The sequence below is a fragment of the Sphingobacterium sp. PCS056 genome, from assembly GCF_023273895.1.
Taxonomy (GTDB): Bacteria; Bacteroidota; Bacteroidia; order Sphingobacteriales; family Sphingobacteriaceae; genus Sphingobacterium.
In genome coordinates, this window is sequence record NZ_CP096883.1 from 214,441 (window position 1) to 231,160 (window position 16,720).

The 16,720-nt window shown below is 38.0% G+C and carries 11 protein-coding genes; 7 read left to right on the forward strand and 4 right to left on the reverse strand.

Annotated features, from left to right (window positions below):
• Positions 1-40 precede the first annotated feature (40 nt).
• Complete coding sequence (locus tag MUB18_RS00865) at positions 41-2,125, forward strand: alpha/beta hydrolase family protein (protein ID WP_248754720.1); 2,085 nt, start codon at positions 41-43, stop codon at positions 2,123-2,125.
• Between the two features lie 41 nt (positions 2,126-2,166).
• Here the strand turns inward: MUB18_RS00865 and MUB18_RS00870 are convergent, their stop codons facing one another.
• The gene (locus MUB18_RS00870) at positions 2,167-3,114 is read right to left on the reverse strand and encodes an MlaD family protein (protein WP_045755749.1); all 948 of its coding nucleotides are present in this window, start codon (positions 3,112-3,114) and stop codon (positions 2,167-2,169) included.
• 66 nt (positions 3,115-3,180) lie between these two features.
• Complete coding sequence (locus MUB18_RS00875; protein ID WP_052627765.1) at positions 3,181-3,996, reverse strand: N-acetylmuramoyl-L-alanine amidase; 816 nt, start codon at positions 3,994-3,996, stop codon at positions 3,181-3,183.
• A 169-nt stretch (positions 3,997-4,165) separates the two neighbouring features.
• On the opposite strand from MUB18_RS00875, the gene MUB18_RS00880 reads away from it, so the two are divergent.
• The 3 genes from MUB18_RS00880 (at position 4,166) to MUB18_RS00890 (ending at position 9,666) form a co-directional block, all read left to right on the forward strand.
• The gene (locus MUB18_RS00880) at positions 4,166-6,811 is read left to right on the forward strand and encodes a putative LPS assembly protein LptD (RefSeq protein ID WP_248754721.1); all 2,646 of its coding nucleotides are present in this window, start codon (positions 4,166-4,168) and stop codon (positions 6,809-6,811) included.
• A gap of 99 nt (positions 6,812-6,910) precedes the next feature.
• Complete coding sequence (locus MUB18_RS00885) at positions 6,911-8,173, forward strand: competence/damage-inducible protein A (RefSeq protein WP_248754722.1); 1,263 nt, start codon at positions 6,911-6,913, stop codon at positions 8,171-8,173.
• Between the two features lie 107 nt (positions 8,174-8,280).
• Positions 8,281-9,666, forward strand: coding sequence for a dihydrolipoamide acetyltransferase family protein (locus MUB18_RS00890; protein ID WP_248754723.1), 1,386 nt, complete (start codon positions 8,281-8,283; stop codon positions 9,664-9,666).
• 78 nt (positions 9,667-9,744) lie between these two features.
• On the opposite strand, the gene MUB18_RS00895 is transcribed toward MUB18_RS00890, so the two are convergent.
• Complete coding sequence (locus tag MUB18_RS00895) at positions 9,745-11,100, reverse strand: MATE family efflux transporter (RefSeq protein WP_248754724.1); 1,356 nt, start codon at positions 11,098-11,100, stop codon at positions 9,745-9,747.
• A 207-nt stretch (positions 11,101-11,307) separates the two neighbouring features.
• Here MUB18_RS00895 and tatA point away from each other — a divergent pair, with 207 nt between their 5' ends.
• The 3 genes from tatA to MUB18_RS00910 all read left to right on the forward strand — a co-directional run bounded on the left by tatA (position 11,308) and on the right by MUB18_RS00910 (position 14,561).
• Entirely contained in the window at positions 11,308-11,865 is a 558-nt protein-coding gene (gene tatA / locus MUB18_RS00900; protein WP_084405301.1) for a twin-arginine translocase TatA/TatE family subunit, read from the forward strand.
• A 96-nt stretch (positions 11,866-11,961) separates the two neighbouring features.
• Positions 11,962-14,208, forward strand: coding sequence for a Tex family protein (locus MUB18_RS00905; protein WP_248754725.1), 2,247 nt, complete (start codon positions 11,962-11,964; stop codon positions 14,206-14,208).
• A 62-nt stretch (positions 14,209-14,270) separates the two neighbouring features.
• Entirely contained in the window at positions 14,271-14,561 is a 291-nt protein-coding gene (locus MUB18_RS00910) for a hypothetical protein (RefSeq protein ID WP_045753341.1), read from the forward strand.
• Positions 14,562-14,832: 271 nt separating this feature from the next.
• Here MUB18_RS00910 and MUB18_RS00915 read toward each other — a convergent pair whose 3' ends face one another.
• Positions 14,833-16,719 carry a RagB/SusD family nutrient uptake outer membrane protein gene (locus MUB18_RS00915; protein WP_248754726.1) on the reverse strand — a complete coding sequence of 629 codons (1,887 nt, stop codon included), beginning with the start codon at positions 16,717-16,719 and terminating at the stop codon, positions 14,833-14,835.
• Position 16,720 lies beyond the last annotated feature (1 nt).

A 16,720-nucleotide genomic window follows, 5' to 3' on the forward strand; every position in this document is an offset into this window, starting at 1 on the left:
CAATCCATGATCACACTCCTTATTAAAATAAATTATTTTGATGAAAAAAAAATCTTTAATAACGCTTTCTGTATTACTATGTGCTTCGGCAACTATGGCGCAAGAAAAGAAAGAAACCAAACTGACTGTAAATATGGAAACACCAACAAAAACTCCATTAGACCCGCAAACATTATGGAAGTTAGGACGTGTTTCTGCCGAAGGAATTTCACCTGATGGAAAAACACTGGTATATGGTGTCTCAAATTATGCTGTGGAGACCAACAGCTCAGAGAAAAACTTATACACCTTATCATTGGAAACAGGCAACGCTACTCCCCTAACTAGTGAAAAGGGCGGTGAGTCTGTGGTGCAGATAACAGAAAATGGTGATATCATTTATTTGTTCAAAGGACAGCTTTGGAAAAAGAACAGATATAAGGGTGAAGCTGTACAATTGACAAATAGCGATACTGAATTAGAAAATGTCAAGTTATCTCCAAATGGTCAATACATATTATTCAGCAAAGCTGTTTTAATCAAAAAGTATCACAGTACAGATAAATATCAGGATTTACCAAAGTCCGATGCCTATGTATTCGACAATCTGGACTACCGTCATTGGGATACTTTTAATAATGGAAAATTTAACCATCCATTCGTTGCTTCCTATAATAATGGAAAAATTGGTGAAGCAATTGATCTGTTACAAGACGAGCCATTTTACAGTCCTCAAATGCCATTTGGCGGATCGGAAGATTTTGAATGGACGCCCGATAGTAAAGCGATTTTATATGTGAGCAAGAAAAAATTTGGTACAGACTATGCCGTAAGTACCAATACGGATATCTACCGTTATGATCTTGCCACCAAGCAAACAACCAATCTAACTGAAGGAATGCTTGGATACGACACCAATCCAACTTACAGTCCGGATGGAAACAAGTTGACTTGGTTGAGCATGAAAACGGATGGTTACGAAGCGGATAAAAATGATATCATTGTGTTTGACAAAGCATCTTCTCAACGACTAAATCTAACCGCGCATTGGGATGGTACCGTAAACTCTTTTACCTGGAGTAAGGACAATCGCAAAATTTATTTTGTAGCACCTGCTAAAGGAACGGTACAACTATTTGAATTAATTGTTCCTACTAATTTTAAGAACAAATCCTTAGCGTCCATCAAACAGATCTCTGAAGGAAATTTTGATATTACAGGAATTATTGGACAGGTCGATAATCAGTTAATTGTAACTTCAACAAAATTTACAAGAGCTACAGAAGTGTATCGCTATGACTTAAAGAGTAAAAAGTTAACTCCATTGACCACTGTCAATGATAAGATGTATGCGCAGATCAGTGATAATAAGATTGAATCGAGAATTACAAAAGCTTCTGACGGGCAAGATCTTTTTTCTTGGGTCATATACCCTCCTGATTTTGATCCAACAAAAAAATACCCAACGATCTTGTACTGTGAAGGCGGGCCACAATCGGCTTTAACACAATTTTATTCATTCCGTTGGAATTTACAGCTTATCGCATCTCAAGGATATATTGTCATCGCCCCCAATCGTCGCGGTATGCCGGGATGGGGTGTGAAATGGAATGAGGCGATCTCCAAAGATTGGGGTGGACAGCCGATTCGTGATTACTTATCTGCGATTGATGATATATCGAAAGAAAATTACGTAGATACTACGCGCCGCGCTGCTATTGGTGCTAGCTATGGCGGATATTCTGTTTATATGCTCGCTGGTGTACATGAAAATAGGTTTAAAACATTGATCGCGCATAACGGCTTGTTTGACATGAGAAGCTGGTACGGTACGACAGAGGAAATGTTTTTTGCTAACCATGAACTGGGCGGCCCATACTGGGATAAAGCAAATGAAAAATCGTACACCACATTCAATCCATCCGAATATATCGAGAAATGGAATACACCAATTTTGATCTTTCAAGGTGGTCACGACTACCGCGTGCCGATAGGACAAGGACTTGGAGCTTTCCAAGCTGCTCAGTTAAAGAAAATTAAAAGTAGATTGGTTTATTTACCCGATGAAAATCACTGGGTGCTATCGGGACATAATGCCCAAGTATGGCAAAGAGAATTTTTTGGTTGGTTAAAAGAAACATTATAATAAACAAAACGGGCTCGAAATTATATCGAGCCCGTTTTATTTTATTCCTCACCCTTCTTTCCAAAGATGGAAAGTTTAATATATTTTCCAGGTTTTTCTTTAATATCTTTCATCAGATGATCTAAACTTTGCGATGCATTATTTAAATTATCATAAAGCTTATCGTCATTGATCAATAGGCCTATTGAGCCCTGTCCCTTGTTGATTTTATCAACGATCGTCTGGAAATCGCTCATAGCCATATTAGCTTTATCCATTGTTTGTTGAAAATCAAGCTTAGCGGCTTTATCAGTAACGGTATTTAAATTGGACATAATAGCTGTTATTTGACCGCTATTATTTTTAAAGGTATTGGTAATGATGTCTAAGTTCGTGATGATATTTGTTAATCTTTTACGCTCCGAGCCCACAAGTCCTTCCACATCTTTGGTAATGAGTTCCACATTTTTTAATGATGTTGAAATACTATGTACACTTTCCTTAAAATCTTTTTGAAACTGATCGTCCAATACAGAATTGACAACTGTTAATACTGAATCTAATTTTATGGTGATGGTTTCAACTCTTTTCTGTATCGGCTCGACCTTATCCATGATATTTGCCTGGATACCCGACGCTAACATATCACCATCTTTGGCCAACTCCGCACTATTCCCCATATCAAATACGATCGCCTTTCCTCCAAGTAGATCGGTACTGGCTATTCGTGCTATGGTATTTTTGGGTACCTTATATTCGGAACTGATTTTGAATTGTGTTAAGATACTACCATCAGGCTGCAAGGTCATCTTCGACACACGTCCTATTTGATATCCATTTACTAACACCGGTTTAGAGGCTGTCAGACCATCGACAGCTTGATAAGATGTATAATATGTATTGTCACTGCTAAATACATCATTACCCTTTAAAAAGCTGTACCCAATAAACAATAATGCAACTGCAACTACAGTTAAAATTCCGACTTTAGTCTCGTTTGATATTTTCAAAATAATATTTTCTTAAGTTTTATATGAATTCAATTTATCATTTAAACAAGACAAATGCAAATAAGTTTATCGTTCGACGCTTTTTTTGAATGCACTAATGGCGGCGACTAAGTTTTGTACGATCTCTTCCTGTCCTTCGTCCGATAGCATAAAAGCCTCTTCAGTACGATTATTCATAAAACCTATTTCTGTCAAAACTGCAGGCATACCCGCCTCCGCTAAGACGGCTAATCCCTGTTCTAAAATTCCTCTACTTACACGACCTGATTTTACATATTCTTGCTGCATCAAGTTGGCCAACTTGATACTCTTCTCACGGTATTGATTTTTCATTAATGAGAAGATGATATAACTTTCTGGATCTTTGGGGTCAAATCCTTGATAATTTTCTTTATAATTTTCCTCTAACAATAGGGAGGCATTTTCACGAATTGCGGCAGTCTGCTCGCCTAAACGATGTGAGCCCGATACAATAGTCTCTGTTCCTCTAGAAGAGCCTCCTGGTGCCGAGTTACAGTGAATAGATATAAATATATCCGCTTTTGCAGCATTGGCCATACGAATACGTTTATACAAATCAATAAACTCATCTGTACGTCGAGTAAACATAACACGTACACCCGGTAGCTGTCGCTCAATTTCTTTTCCTAGTTTTAATGCCACTTCCAAAGCAATATTTTTCTCCAAAGAACGTGAACCCTTTGCTCCCGAATCTCGTCCGCCATGGCCTGGATCAATAACAATTGTTCTAATTTGATAGGACTGTGGAGGTACAGGATGTGGTTTTGGTGGAGTAGCACTGGTCAAAACCATAAATAATAAAATCGCCGGGGCTAAAAAAAATATAAATTTCCGCTTTCTAATATTCAAATCTGATTTCATGTATATTTTTTTAATTTCTGTAATTTAATAACAAAATGTAATGAGTAATATTGTGCTACAAAAATAGGAAATGTTAATCTCGTTAAAAAACGTCACTTTCTATTTGTTTTTGACTAATTTTGTCGAGCTTAGTTTAATATTTTTACAAAAATAACATTTGTCTTTAATTTTGAAGTCGTTAACACACATTTTAACCATATTCCTTATTCTTTCGCTAAGTGTTTTTTCAGCATTTTCGCAAGATAAAATTTCCGTAAAGACAACGTCAAAGAATCTAAAAGATTCTGTTTCGGTCATAGGAACCCCTGACTCCATTCGTGTGAAACGAGACTCCTCCCTAATAAACAAAGACAGTACCAAAAATAAAGGCGGATTACAGGCGGAAGTTAGTATTATCGCTCGTGACTCGCAGCGTACTGAAGTTGATAAAAACATAAGTCACTTGTACAAAGGGGCTAAGGTTAAATACCAAGATTTTGAACTGTCAGCAGATTATATCCGATTAGATCGAAATAAAAAGCAAATATTTGCTTCGGGCGTGATCGACCATAACGGCAAATATGTGGGTCGTCCTATTGTGATGACGGGATCCGAGAGCCCTAAGACAGTAGATTCTCTGTTATACGATTATGAAAAACAAGAGGGTAATACTTATGGAATCATGACCGATGTGGAAGGAGGATTCATTCAAGCAAAAGTAGTACGTAAAAACTTATACGATGAAATGTCGTTGTACCATGGTCTTTACAGCACCTGTAATCTACCTGAGCCCCATACACATTTTGGGATCTTCCTGAGCAAAGGAATCGTGACTAAGAATCAGATCATCGCTGGACCTTCTTACCTCGTATTGCAGAATATACCGCTAAAATTTATCGGTTTTCCATTTGCCTTTTTCCCTAAACCCGATAAAAGATCTTCCGGATTTTTATTCCCATCTTTTGGTGAAGATTACACCCGTGGTTTTGCGATGCGTGATATTGGTTGGTACTTAGCTTTCAACGATTACTGGGACAGTGAAGTACGAGGAAGTTTATATTCTAAGGGATCTTGGGAAGCATCCATCAATACGCGATATACTGTAAATTATAAATATAATGGTGGATTCAATATCCGCTATGCTTCAACAAAAGCCGGAGTAGAGGGAACGGATAATTATGGTACAAACAAAGATTTTAATGTCACGTGGAACCATACGCAACGCCAAGAAGCAAATCCAGGAACATCTTTCTCTGCTAATGTCAATTTTGGAACAGGATCTTATTTTAGAAATACGGGTGCAAACGGTACCAATACCTATAATGATATCACTAAAAACAACATGTCTTCTTCCATCAGTTATGGTAAAGTATTTGCCGATGGAAAAGTCAATTTCACGTCCAGTCTGAGTCACCGCCAAGATATGAGTACGGGTAATGTTTACTTGCAATTGCCTAATTTTAGTTTAAACGTATCTTCTTTCAATCCTTTTGATTCAAAAGACCGTGTAGATGAGCAAAAATGGTATCAGCGCATCAATGTTGGTTATAGTTTGCAAGGAACCAATACGTTGAATACAGGTGATTCAACCTTATTTACAAAACAGACTTTAAAAAAATTCACGAACGGTTTTCAACATAATATTCCGATCAGTCTATCATTAAATGCATTCAAGTATTTTCAATTTAACACAAGTGTAAATTATACTGAAAGATGGTATCTGCAAAGTACTCGTCAACGTATGGAAAATACAAAAGAGGGGTATATTGCGGTCCTTGATACAGTCCAAGGTTTCAGAAGAGCATACGATTATTCTGTATCTACTGGATTATCGACCAAAATCTATGGTATGTACCCCAAAATAGGTAAAATACAAGCCATTAGACATGTCATCACGCCATCGGTCAATATTAACTATAGACCGGATTTCTCAGACGCGATGTATGGATTTTACAAGAATTATGTCGATCAGTATGGAATGATTAATCGTTATTCCATTTTTGATAAGAATGTTTATGGCAGCCCATCTGCTGGGAAATCCATGGGAATTGGTTTCTCCGTGGATAATAATATTGAGGCAAAAATAAAGAGCAAGTCTGATACAACGGACGGCGGATTTAAAAAAGTTCCTTTACTCCAGGGATTATCCATAAGTGGGAATTATAATTTTGTCGCCGATTCGATGAAATTATCACCGCTTAACTTTTCTGGTAGAACAGCACTATTCGGCGAAAAGATAAATGTCAATTTCAATGGTACGTTAGATCCATATGCCATCGATCAAGCTGGCCAACGCTATAATAAATATGTCATAAATGAGGGTAAGCTTGCTCGTTTGACTAACTTCGGTTTATCTTTTGATTATAGTCTCAACCCTAAAGCTGCCAAAAACAGAAATAATAATATTGATTCTTTGCGTAGTCAGATCGGTAGTAACATGACACCAGAGCAGGCACAGGCACTGTCGCGTATCAGTGCTGATCCAAATGCATTTGTCAATTTTAGTATTCCGTGGAATTTAGCTGGATCATTTAGTTTCCAATATTCTAAACCAGGTCAAGTTTCAACTATTACTAGTACGGTCAATATACATGGGGATGTCAGCCTAACACCTAAGTGGAAGGTTACTTTTAATTCAGGTTTTGATTTGAAAGCAAAGGAAATCACCTTAACACAATTCAATATTTACAGGGATCTTCACTGTTGGGATATCGCGATTGGATGGACACCATTTGGAAGATATCAAAGTTACAATTTTACGATCAGGGCCAAATCTTCCATCCTACAAGATTTGAAACTTTCGAAAAGAAATAGTTCAGGAGGCAGTTATTATTAATAACTGCTTTTTTTTCTTTATTTTATTACATCAAACAAAGCTTCGAAAAAAAATCGTAGCTTTTGCTATTTAACATAGATACGGATTTATTAGATATCCATGAAAGCACAAATCATAACTATAGGAGATGAAATCTTAATTGGTCAAATTGTCGATACCAATTCAGCTTGGATAGCGACTCAACTCCATGCCAACAACATAAGTGTTTCACAAATTCTTTCGATATCGGATCAAGAGGACGCCATCTTAAATGCGTTATCCGATAGTCAAAATCAAGTAGACCTCGTGCTTATAACAGGTGGACTCGGACCAACTAGAGATGACATAACGAAACAAACTGCAGCAAAATATTTTAATACACAATTGCGACGTGATCAAACTGTGCTCCAGCATGTAACTCAATTTTTTGAATCGCGAGGCAGACCCATGTTGGAGATAAACAGGCAACAGGCAGATGTTTTGGAGGGATGCACACTTTTATTTAATCAGTATGGTACAGCGCCAGGAATGCTCATAAAAAAGGAAGACACGACCTTTGTCTTTATGCCGGGTGTTCCTTTTGAAATGAAGCATTTAATGAATACCCAAATATTACCGCGACTTACTCAACAAGAAAATAGCACCTATCTTTCGCAGGAAAACATAATTGTTGGTGGAATCGGTGAGTCCTACCTTGCAGAGAAAATTGCCGATATAGAATCGGAGCTTCCCGATTCTATAAAATTGGCTTACTTGCCAACATTGACATTTGTGAGACTTCGTCTTTCGGGCAAAGGATCGGATCAAGAAGCAATAACAGCCAGTACCAAATATTATGCTGAACAGCTCATCCACAGACTTGGAGAGCATGTTATTGCGAACTATGATACGACTATAGAGGAATTTCTAATCCAAAAATTCATTGAACACAAATTAACATTGACAACTACTGAAAGTTGCACAGGGGGCAGCTTGGCAGCTATGATCACGGCTATTGCCGGTTGTAGCGCGATGTATGTGGGCGGTACTATACCTTATTCGAACAAATTAAAACAACAGCTCTTGGGTGTTAGGGAAGAAACGTTGCTTCAATACGGTGCTGTGAGTGAACAGACTGTAATAGAAATGGCAGAAGGTGCCAAAAAGAAATTTGAAACCCATTATGCCATATCTACAAGTGGTATTGCTGGTCCAGGTGGTGGTACCATAGACAAACCTGTAGGTACCGTATGGGTAGCTGTGGCAGGTGAAAGGGAAACCATAACGAAGAAGTTTCAATTTCAAAATGACAGAACAATTAATATTGAACGAACACGACAATTGGCACTTTTCATGCTTTGGCAACTTTTAGTCAAAGAACATCAGATAGGCATGAGTTTGTAAAATATTATTCCGCAAAAATTGATTTATCAAAAATTATATTTTACTTTGTAAAATATAAACCTTAAAATAACTAACTTAGTATTTAAAAGGATTGCAGTTGAATTATTATGGCATTATATAAATTATTACTTCCTAAAATGGGGGAAAGTGTATCTGAAGCTACTGTAACGAAATGGTTGAAACAACCAGGTGATACCATTAGCGAAGATGAAGCAGTTGTAGAAATCGCAACCGACAAAGTCGATTCTGATGTGCCTTCTCCGGTAAAAGGAATATTAAAAGAACAACTTTTTTCAATCGATCAAGTTGCACAGGTGGGTGATATAATCGCTATTATTGAGATCGAAGGTGAACAGAATGTAGAGGAGACTATCCCGTCAAATGCGGAACAAGCTTCGGAAACCATTGTTAATCAGATCGAGGTTACGCCAACAACCATACAGATCGAGGATAAAAATGTAGAAATACCTGGTTTAAATCAGATTCAACCTACAGTAGATCATCACCAATCTAGCATTCACAGTGGAATTAGATTTTATTCACCATTGGTCAAAAATATAGCATCCCATGAAGGTTTAAGCCAGCAGGAGTTAGATCAAGTGACGGGTAGTGGGTCGGATGGTCGTGTAACAAAAGAAGATATTTTAAAGTATGTAGCAAGTAAAAAACAACAACCTGCTTCTACTCAAACCAATACTGCTCCAACAGCAGCAACTACTCTTGTCGATAAAAAAGAGCAATATGCTACTGCACCTGTTGAGACAGCTCATACGATCAATTCCGGCGGAGACGAAATCATCGAGATGGATCGCATGCGCAAACTGATTGCGGATCATATGGTCAAAAGTGTGCAGACTTCGCCACATGTATGTTCATTTGTCGAAGCTGATGTAACCAATTTGGTTAACTGGCGCAATAGGGCAAAGGAAATCTATAAAAAGAGAGATGGTGAAAATATTACCTTCACTCCTATTTTTATTGAGGCCATTGCTAAAGCTTTGAAGGATTTTCCAATGGTCAATGTTTCCGTTGATGGAAACCATATCATCAAAAAGAAGAATATCAATATCGGAATGGCAGCAGCGCTGCCTAATGGAAATCTAATCGTTCCTGTGATTAAAAATGCCGATCAATTAAGTTTAGTGGGGCTTAGCAAATCGGTCAATGATCTGGCTAATCGTTCACGCGCTAATAAATTAAAACCAGATGATACGCAAGGAGGTACGTTTACCTTTACTAATATCGGTGCTTTTGGCAATATTATGGGTACTCCTATCATCAATCAGCCTCAAGCTGCGATCTTAGCTGTAGGGACGATTAAAAAGAAACCTGCAGTTATCGAAACTGAACATGGTGACCTCATTGGTATCAGACAAATGATGTACCTGTCGCTATCGTATGATCATCGGGTTATTGATGGTGCATTGGGCGGTACATTTTTGAAAAGAGTCGCTGACTATTTAGAAAATTGGGATATCAATCGCGAAATATAACCACAACAATACGGAATAAATAAAATCCTTCTCTATACATGCAGAGAAGGATTTTTTTATGTCTAAAATAAGCTTTTGTTAAGAATTCAAATGTTTTTGAATTACAATACGGTAACGCCAATATAGCAATATGGAAGAAGTCAGTAAGCCCATGGTCAAACCATACCAGATCCCCTCGACTCCCATTCCTAAATGTACGCCCATAAAATAGCCACTTGGTAACCCAATAATCCAGTACGCAATAAACGTGATTAAGGTCGGAATATTGACATCTCCCATACCCCTCAATACGCCCAAACCGACCACCTGAGTTCCATCAAATAGTTGAAATAATCCGGCTATGATTAATAGGTGTGAAGCAATGGTGACTACTGCCATATCCTTTGTAAAGATAAAAGGCAGATAATTATTAAAGATGGCAAAAATAGATGCTGTCAAGGTCATAAAGATCAAAACCAGTTGATAAGACGAAACTGCGAAACGCTGTAGTCGAAAGAAATTTTTGTTACCAAAGCTATTTCCTGTCTTAATTGTTGCTGCAGCAGCAATTCCACTTGCCATCATATAGGTCATCGCAGCCAGCTGAATAGCAACTTGATGTGAAGCTTGCTCTATGGCACCAATTGTACCAGCGATGAGTGAAGCGCCGGCAAATGCGCCAATTTCAAACACATATTGCATCGCCACAGGTGCCCCAATTTTCAATATTTTTCGAACACGGATAAGATCTACTGCCCAAAGTTTAAATTTACTGATGTAAGGTTGAAAATAAGAAGATTTCATGACGTAAAATAGCATCACTACCATCATCATGACACGATCGATCAACGTACTGTACCCTACTCCACTAACCCCCATAGGTTTGATACCAAACATACCTTTAACAAAAATGACCGCTAAAATAATATTAAGTACATTTCCCCAGATGGTGATGTTCATGGCTTGCTTAGTAAATCCTAATCCTTCTGCAAATTGCTTGAAGGCGCTAAAAATCATCAGAGGTAAAATCGATAAACTTAATATCAGCAAGTAAGGTTTTGCCTCTTTCACAACTGCAGGATCTTGGTCCAAGTGATCAATAGCCAACATCGACCCAAAATAAACAAGGCAAAACAACAGTACTCCCGCTATGGCATTGATCCAAATACTATTGGATAATAATTTGGCACATTCTTCTTTATTGCCACGTCCGTTTTCTTGTGCGATTAATGGTGTGATCCCATATGCAATCCCTAGTCCGATCACCATGACGATCATAAAAACAGCATTGACCAATGATACCGCAGCCAAGGGTATAGTACCGGCAAAGTGCCCTACAATAACACTATCAGCCATGTGCACCATGGTATGACCTAATTGAGAAATCACTACTGGACCAGCCAATATAAAAGTGCTCCAATAATAAGGCTTGTAAGATTTTAATCGCTTCAACATATTTCCCGCTACTAAATTTGAAAAGATTTCAAAAGTACGAGAATTTTCCCACTCCTACATTTCTTATCTATCAATAAATGATAATGAAATTGTCAAATTAACACACTAAATTTTTACAATTGAATTGTTAATATTTCCTTAAACACTGTTTCATTTTTAAAATATTGCTGTAACTTAGCATTTATAATTTATTAAAACGATAGTATAATGTACAGTCAAATATTTGCATTTCTTAACATAGGGACATCAGAAATGATGTTAATTTTGGTCATCGCTCTTTTATTATTTGGTGGTAAAAAACTTCCTGAATTAGCAAGGGGCCTAGGTCGTGGAATTAGAGAATTTAAAGATGCTTCAGAGGGTATCAAGAGAGAGATTTCTGATCAAATTAATAATTTCGAAAAAGATATTGATTTAAAAGTTGAAGAAAATCCATTAGCAGAAGTTCAAGCTGCGGAACAAAAGGTAAAAGATGATGCAGAAGCTGAAAAGACGGATGAATCGGAGAAAAAGACTCCTCAATTTACAGCTCCTGAAGGCACTATGCAATACAGCCGCCAACCTGATTATGGCGAAGAACCGAATCATTTTCAATATGGCTACAACGATCATTTTGCAGAAAATGCACAGACCGCTGTAACAGAGGAAAATCCAACTACCCCTGTTGAAAATCCAGTAACACCTGTTGAACATCCAACTGCATCTATCGGAAAAACAACAACAGATCCTCTTAAAAATACAGAAGAACCTTCGAAAGAAGCATAAGTTTAAGCATTTTATTTTCAATAAGATATTGTCAAATAAAGCTGTTGGATTATTTCCAGCAGCTTTCTATTTTAATAAATATTACATTCTCTATTTATGACACACGAAATTATAGTTTCGAAGGAATTAGCAATTAGCGAAAAACAAGTAAAAACAACGATTGATTTACTAGATGAAGGCGCTACGGTTCCTTTCATATCTCGTTATAGAAAAGAGATGACAGGTAGTCTGGATGAAGTGCAAATAACCACCATCCGTGATCGCATCCAACAACTACGTGACTTAGACAAAAGAAGGGAAGCGGTCTTAAAATCCATCTCAGATCAGGGAAAATTAACGCCAGAACTAGAACTCAAAATCAAGAGTGTCGAGACGATGGCCAACTTGGAAGATATTTATCTTCCTTACAAACCTAAGCGTAAAACACGCGCAAGTATGGCTAGGGAAAAGGGGCTTCAACCACTGGCTGACCTCCTCCTCGCTCAAGACCGCACTGATTTCACAGCTTTAGCAACATCACTAATTGATGAAGATAAAGGGGTAAACTCGGTAGATGAAGCGTTATCGGGTGCACGTGATATTATTGCAGAAACCATTGCGGAAAATGCGGAGGTAAGAGATAAAGCACGTAAAATATTTTTAGAAAAAGGTCAGTTTGTATCTAGAGTCGTACCTGGAAAAGAAGAAGCTGCATTGAAATATAAGGATTACTACGAATGGTCCGAATCGTTAAAAAATGCTCCTTCTCACCGTGTACTAGCCATGCGCCGCGGTGAAAAAGAAGAATTGCTTTATTTAGATATAGAAGTGACAGAAGAAGAGGTCATCCCAGTCATCGAACAAATCTATGTCAAAGCAAATAATGAAGCCTCTGCTCAGGTCCGTTTGGCATTGGTGGATAGTTTTAAGCGTTTATTAAAACCATCAATGGAAACTGAAATCAGAGTTTTGACACGTCAGAAAGCTGATGAAGAAGCGATCAAGGTATTTGCAGATAATGTACGTCAGTTATTATTGGCTGCTCCACTGGGACAAAAAAGAATTTTAGCGATCGATCCGGGATTTAGAACAGGTTGTAAAACGGTGGTGCTGGATCAACAAGGAGCATTATTAGAAAACACGGCCATATTCCCTCACAGTGGTGCTGGAGGTCTTGCGGAAGCAACGCGTACGATTCCGTACCTAGTGAAAAAATACGATATCGAAGCGATTGCAATTGGCAATGGAACAGCTGGAAGAGAAACCGAAGAATTTATTCGTAAACTCAACCTGGATCAGGTGACTATCGTCATGGTCAATGAAAGCGGTGCATCCATATACTCGGCTTCAGAAACAGCCCGAGAAGAATTTCCAGATCAAGATATCACTGTCCGCGGTGCTGTCTCCATCGGTAGACGATTGATGGATCCATTAGCAGAACTTGTGAAAATAGATCCCAAATCGATTGGTGTTGGCCAGTATCAACATGATGTCGATCAAAATAAATTACAGAGCTCCCTAAATGATACTGTCATGAGTTGTGTCAACAATGTTGGTGTTGAATTAAATACCGCATCGAAACAAATTCTAGCTTTTGTATCTGGATTAGGGCCTGCCTTAGCACAATCGATCATCAATTATAGAAAAGAAAATGGTCCATTCAAGTCACGTCGTGAATTGAAGAAAGTACCACGTCTAGGAGATAAAGCTTTTGAACAGGCGGCAGGATTTTTGCGCATCCGTAATGCTGAAAATCCATTAGATGCCTCAGCGGTACATCCAGAACGTTATAAATTGGTTGAACAAATGGCTAAGGATCTTTCAACAAGTGTACATGACCTGTTAAAAGATGCTGAATTAAGAAAAACGATACCATTAAAAAACTACATCTCTGATGAAGTTGGTCTCCCGACTTTGAATGATATAATGGCCGAATTAGCAAAACCAGGATTAGATCCACGTGAAAAATTTGAAGCTTTCTCCTTTACAGATGGTGTAAATACGGTTTCTGATCTACGTGTAGGAATGAAATTGCCCGGTATTATTACCAATATCACTAATTTTGGTGCTTTCGTTGATATTGGTGTGCATCAAGATGGGCTTGTCCATTTAAGTCAGCTCTCCAATCGTTATATAACTGATCCGCACGAGGTGGTTAAAGTGCAGCAACATGTAGAGGTGACGGTAACGGAAATTGATGAAAAGAGAAATCGCATCGGACTATCTATGAAAACTAGCGAAGTATCTTCGTCTCCAAAACCAAAAAGAGAACAGAAGACTTTTAACCAAAAAGATCGAAAGGAAAAAGAACCTGAAACAGATATGGCTTCTAAACTTGCCGCTTTAGCGAGCAGATTTAAATAATAAAAAAGGGTGATTTAAGTAAAAATCACCCTTTTTTATTTGAATTTGGTTATTTTAGAGATATGTTAACATTTGAAAAATTTTCATCTTCCACAGCATTGGCTGTGCCTCCTATGGATCTGTCTATTTGGCTAGAGTCACTATGGTGGGATAAAAAAGGCGATTGGCAAAAAGCGCATGATTTAATAGATCATTTACAAGATGCTCAATCTGCCCATATACACGCTTACTTACACCGTAAAGAGAAAGATCTTTGGAATGCTCGATATTGGTATAATCGAGCAAAAAAAGAAGAATTTAAAGGTTCACTCGATGATGAATGGGAGGAGTTAGTAAAAATACATTTGTTTTAGTCATAGGTTAAGAACATATTTAGGTTTTAATTCCCATCGGGACAAAAAAGTTATCTGAAATATTCGATATGGCAATTTAGCCTAACGAAAAACAAGAAGATATACTTACACGTCATGATAAATAATGATCTCCTTTTTTCATCTAGCGGATAAAAAAAGAGGTTATCTCGAATAACAAGTATGAATTTATGCAGCTGAAGCTTCATACTTTATTCCAGATAACCTCTTTAACCATTAACGATCTAATCGATTACGAGTGACTCGTTCAGAATTAGTATCCTGGATTTTGGATTAATTTGGTATTTCTATTCATTTCATCGCGATGGATGGATATAAAATACATTTTATCTAACCAGTTTCTATTTTCAATACCTGGTGCAATTGTATTCACTTTATAAGAGTAGGTATAATTGTCCGTATTATATTGGTAAAGACTTACGAGTTTACCCGCTTTAAGTGTTCCGAAAATATTGATTAATGTCACCTGTCTTCCTATCGTTTCCTTAGCATTCATCCAGCGTCTCGTGTCAAAGAAACGGTGCTCCTCATAAGCCAGTTCAACCCGTCTTTCATTGCGGTATCGATCTTTTAATTTTTGTCCAGATTCACTATCGGCAATAGCAGGCATACCCGACCTGAATCTAATCTTATTGAGCCACGTGCGTGCTTCGGCATCCTCTCCCAATTCGATACAAGCCTCGGCGTAATTTAATACTGCTTCTGTATATCGAAGTACAGGCCATGGCACACTTTGTCTGGTATTTTGATCAACGATTGCAGGATTGGCATCTACAAATTTTCGCATGTAATATCCCGTGTAACTACCATTCCAATCTTCCACAGGAGAATTACGTGTATCTAATCCATATTGTATAGATTTAACTCCTCCTGAATTGGTCACCTCATATTGACCCGTTTGAATTTGATTTAAAGGATCACGATTTTTAACATCATCTGTTCTAGGTTTCCAAGTAGCGCCATCATATAAAATCGAAGCGCCTAACCGAGGATCACGATTGGTATATATATTTGCTGCGTGAGCAGGATTATTCCAATCAAATTTATCGCCAGACAAAGTTTCATAGTCATCTACAAGCAACTGAGTTGGACTATTTCCAGCCCAATTGTGATAGCCATTAGGTCCATTGTTACGACCAACATATGCCCCTGCCTCATCTTTCAAATCATTGAAAAATCTTCCTAAAATTAAATCTCGTTTTGCATCGGCATCAGCAATTTTTGAACTTCCGCCCATGGCTAAAGCAATATAATTAGCACGTCCATCAGCTGGCGTTTCTTTCGTAGATAAATCTAACTTATATGCAAATTCTGCTTTATCCAGCACAGCCTTTGCTGCTGCTTTAGCTTTTTGCCATCTCTCTGTTCTAGTTCCAGAAACATAGCCTAAGTATTCGGGATTACCATAGGCTGAAATCGTATTTGATTTGGCCTTTGCCGTTGGGATATCGTGTAAGTCTGAAGCTGCATATAGCAACACACGAGCTTTTAATGCCAAAGCAGCAGCTTCATTGGTACGTCCATCTACTTTTGCCGCCCCATTCAATAAAGTCGCTGCCTGTTCACAATCTTTGACAATGAAATTGACGCATTCTTCGTACGTATTTCGAGCTGCAGTATAGTCTGTATCTTCGAGCGTATAAACCTTAGTAATCAATGGAACCGCACCATAAAAGCGTAACAGTTGCTGATAGTAATAGGCACGTAAGAAATAGGCTTCACCTAACATCTGTTTAGCCTGCGATTCATTATTGAATTTTGGTTCAATAAGATTTTCGATCGCAATATTAGTGGCACGTATGCGCTTATACATATTGCTATACTCATAGGTATCAACGATCCATCCCTGATCGGCAGGATTGGATCTACTCTCCGTGATGGTATTGATACCTCTACCCGGATGGGTAAACATAGACTCATCTGTCAGCGAGGCCAACATCTGTTCGTTAAAGCCTCCTTGTCCAAACCCATTGTACAGATCATTTACAAATGCCTGAGCAAGTCCAGCATCTGTCCATACGAGCTCTTGTGGAACCTCGGAAAGTGGCTTTGTATTGACAAAATCATCATTACAGCTGGCAAATAGCCCTGTAAATAATAAGGCAGAAATCGGTATATAAAATAATTTTATTGTTTTCATA

What these genes read in the sequence shown, in the direction of transcription:
- tatA (WP_084405301.1), top strand. Translation starts at nt 11,308, where the DNA reads ATGTACAGTCAAATATTTGCATTTCTTAACATAGGGACATCAGAAATG.
- MUB18_RS00885 (WP_248754722.1), top strand. Translation starts at nt 6,911, where the DNA reads ATGAAAGCACAAATCATAACTATAGGAGATGAAATCTTAATTGGTCAA.
- MUB18_RS00865 (WP_248754720.1), top strand. Translation starts at nt 41, where the DNA reads ATGAAAAAAAAATCTTTAATAACGCTTTCTGTATTACTATGTGCTTCG.
- MUB18_RS00875 (WP_052627765.1), bottom strand. Translation starts at nt 3,996, where the DNA reads ATGAAATCAGATTTGAATATTAGAAAGCGGAAATTTATATTTTTTTTA.
- MUB18_RS00915 (WP_248754726.1), bottom strand. Translation starts at nt 16,719, where the DNA reads ATGAAAACAATAAAATTATTTTATATACCGATTTCTGCCTTATTATTT.
- MUB18_RS00890 (WP_248754723.1), top strand. Translation starts at nt 8,281, where the DNA reads ATGGCATTATATAAATTATTACTTCCTAAAATGGGGGAAAGTGTATCT.
- MUB18_RS00905 (WP_248754725.1), top strand. Translation starts at nt 11,962, where the DNA reads ATGACACACGAAATTATAGTTTCGAAGGAATTAGCAATTAGCGAAAAA.
- MUB18_RS00910 (WP_045753341.1), top strand. Translation starts at nt 14,271, where the DNA reads ATGTTAACATTTGAAAAATTTTCATCTTCCACAGCATTGGCTGTGCCT.
- MUB18_RS00895 (WP_248754724.1), bottom strand. Translation starts at nt 11,100, where the DNA reads ATGTTGAAGCGATTAAAATCTTACAAGCCTTATTATTGGAGCACTTTT.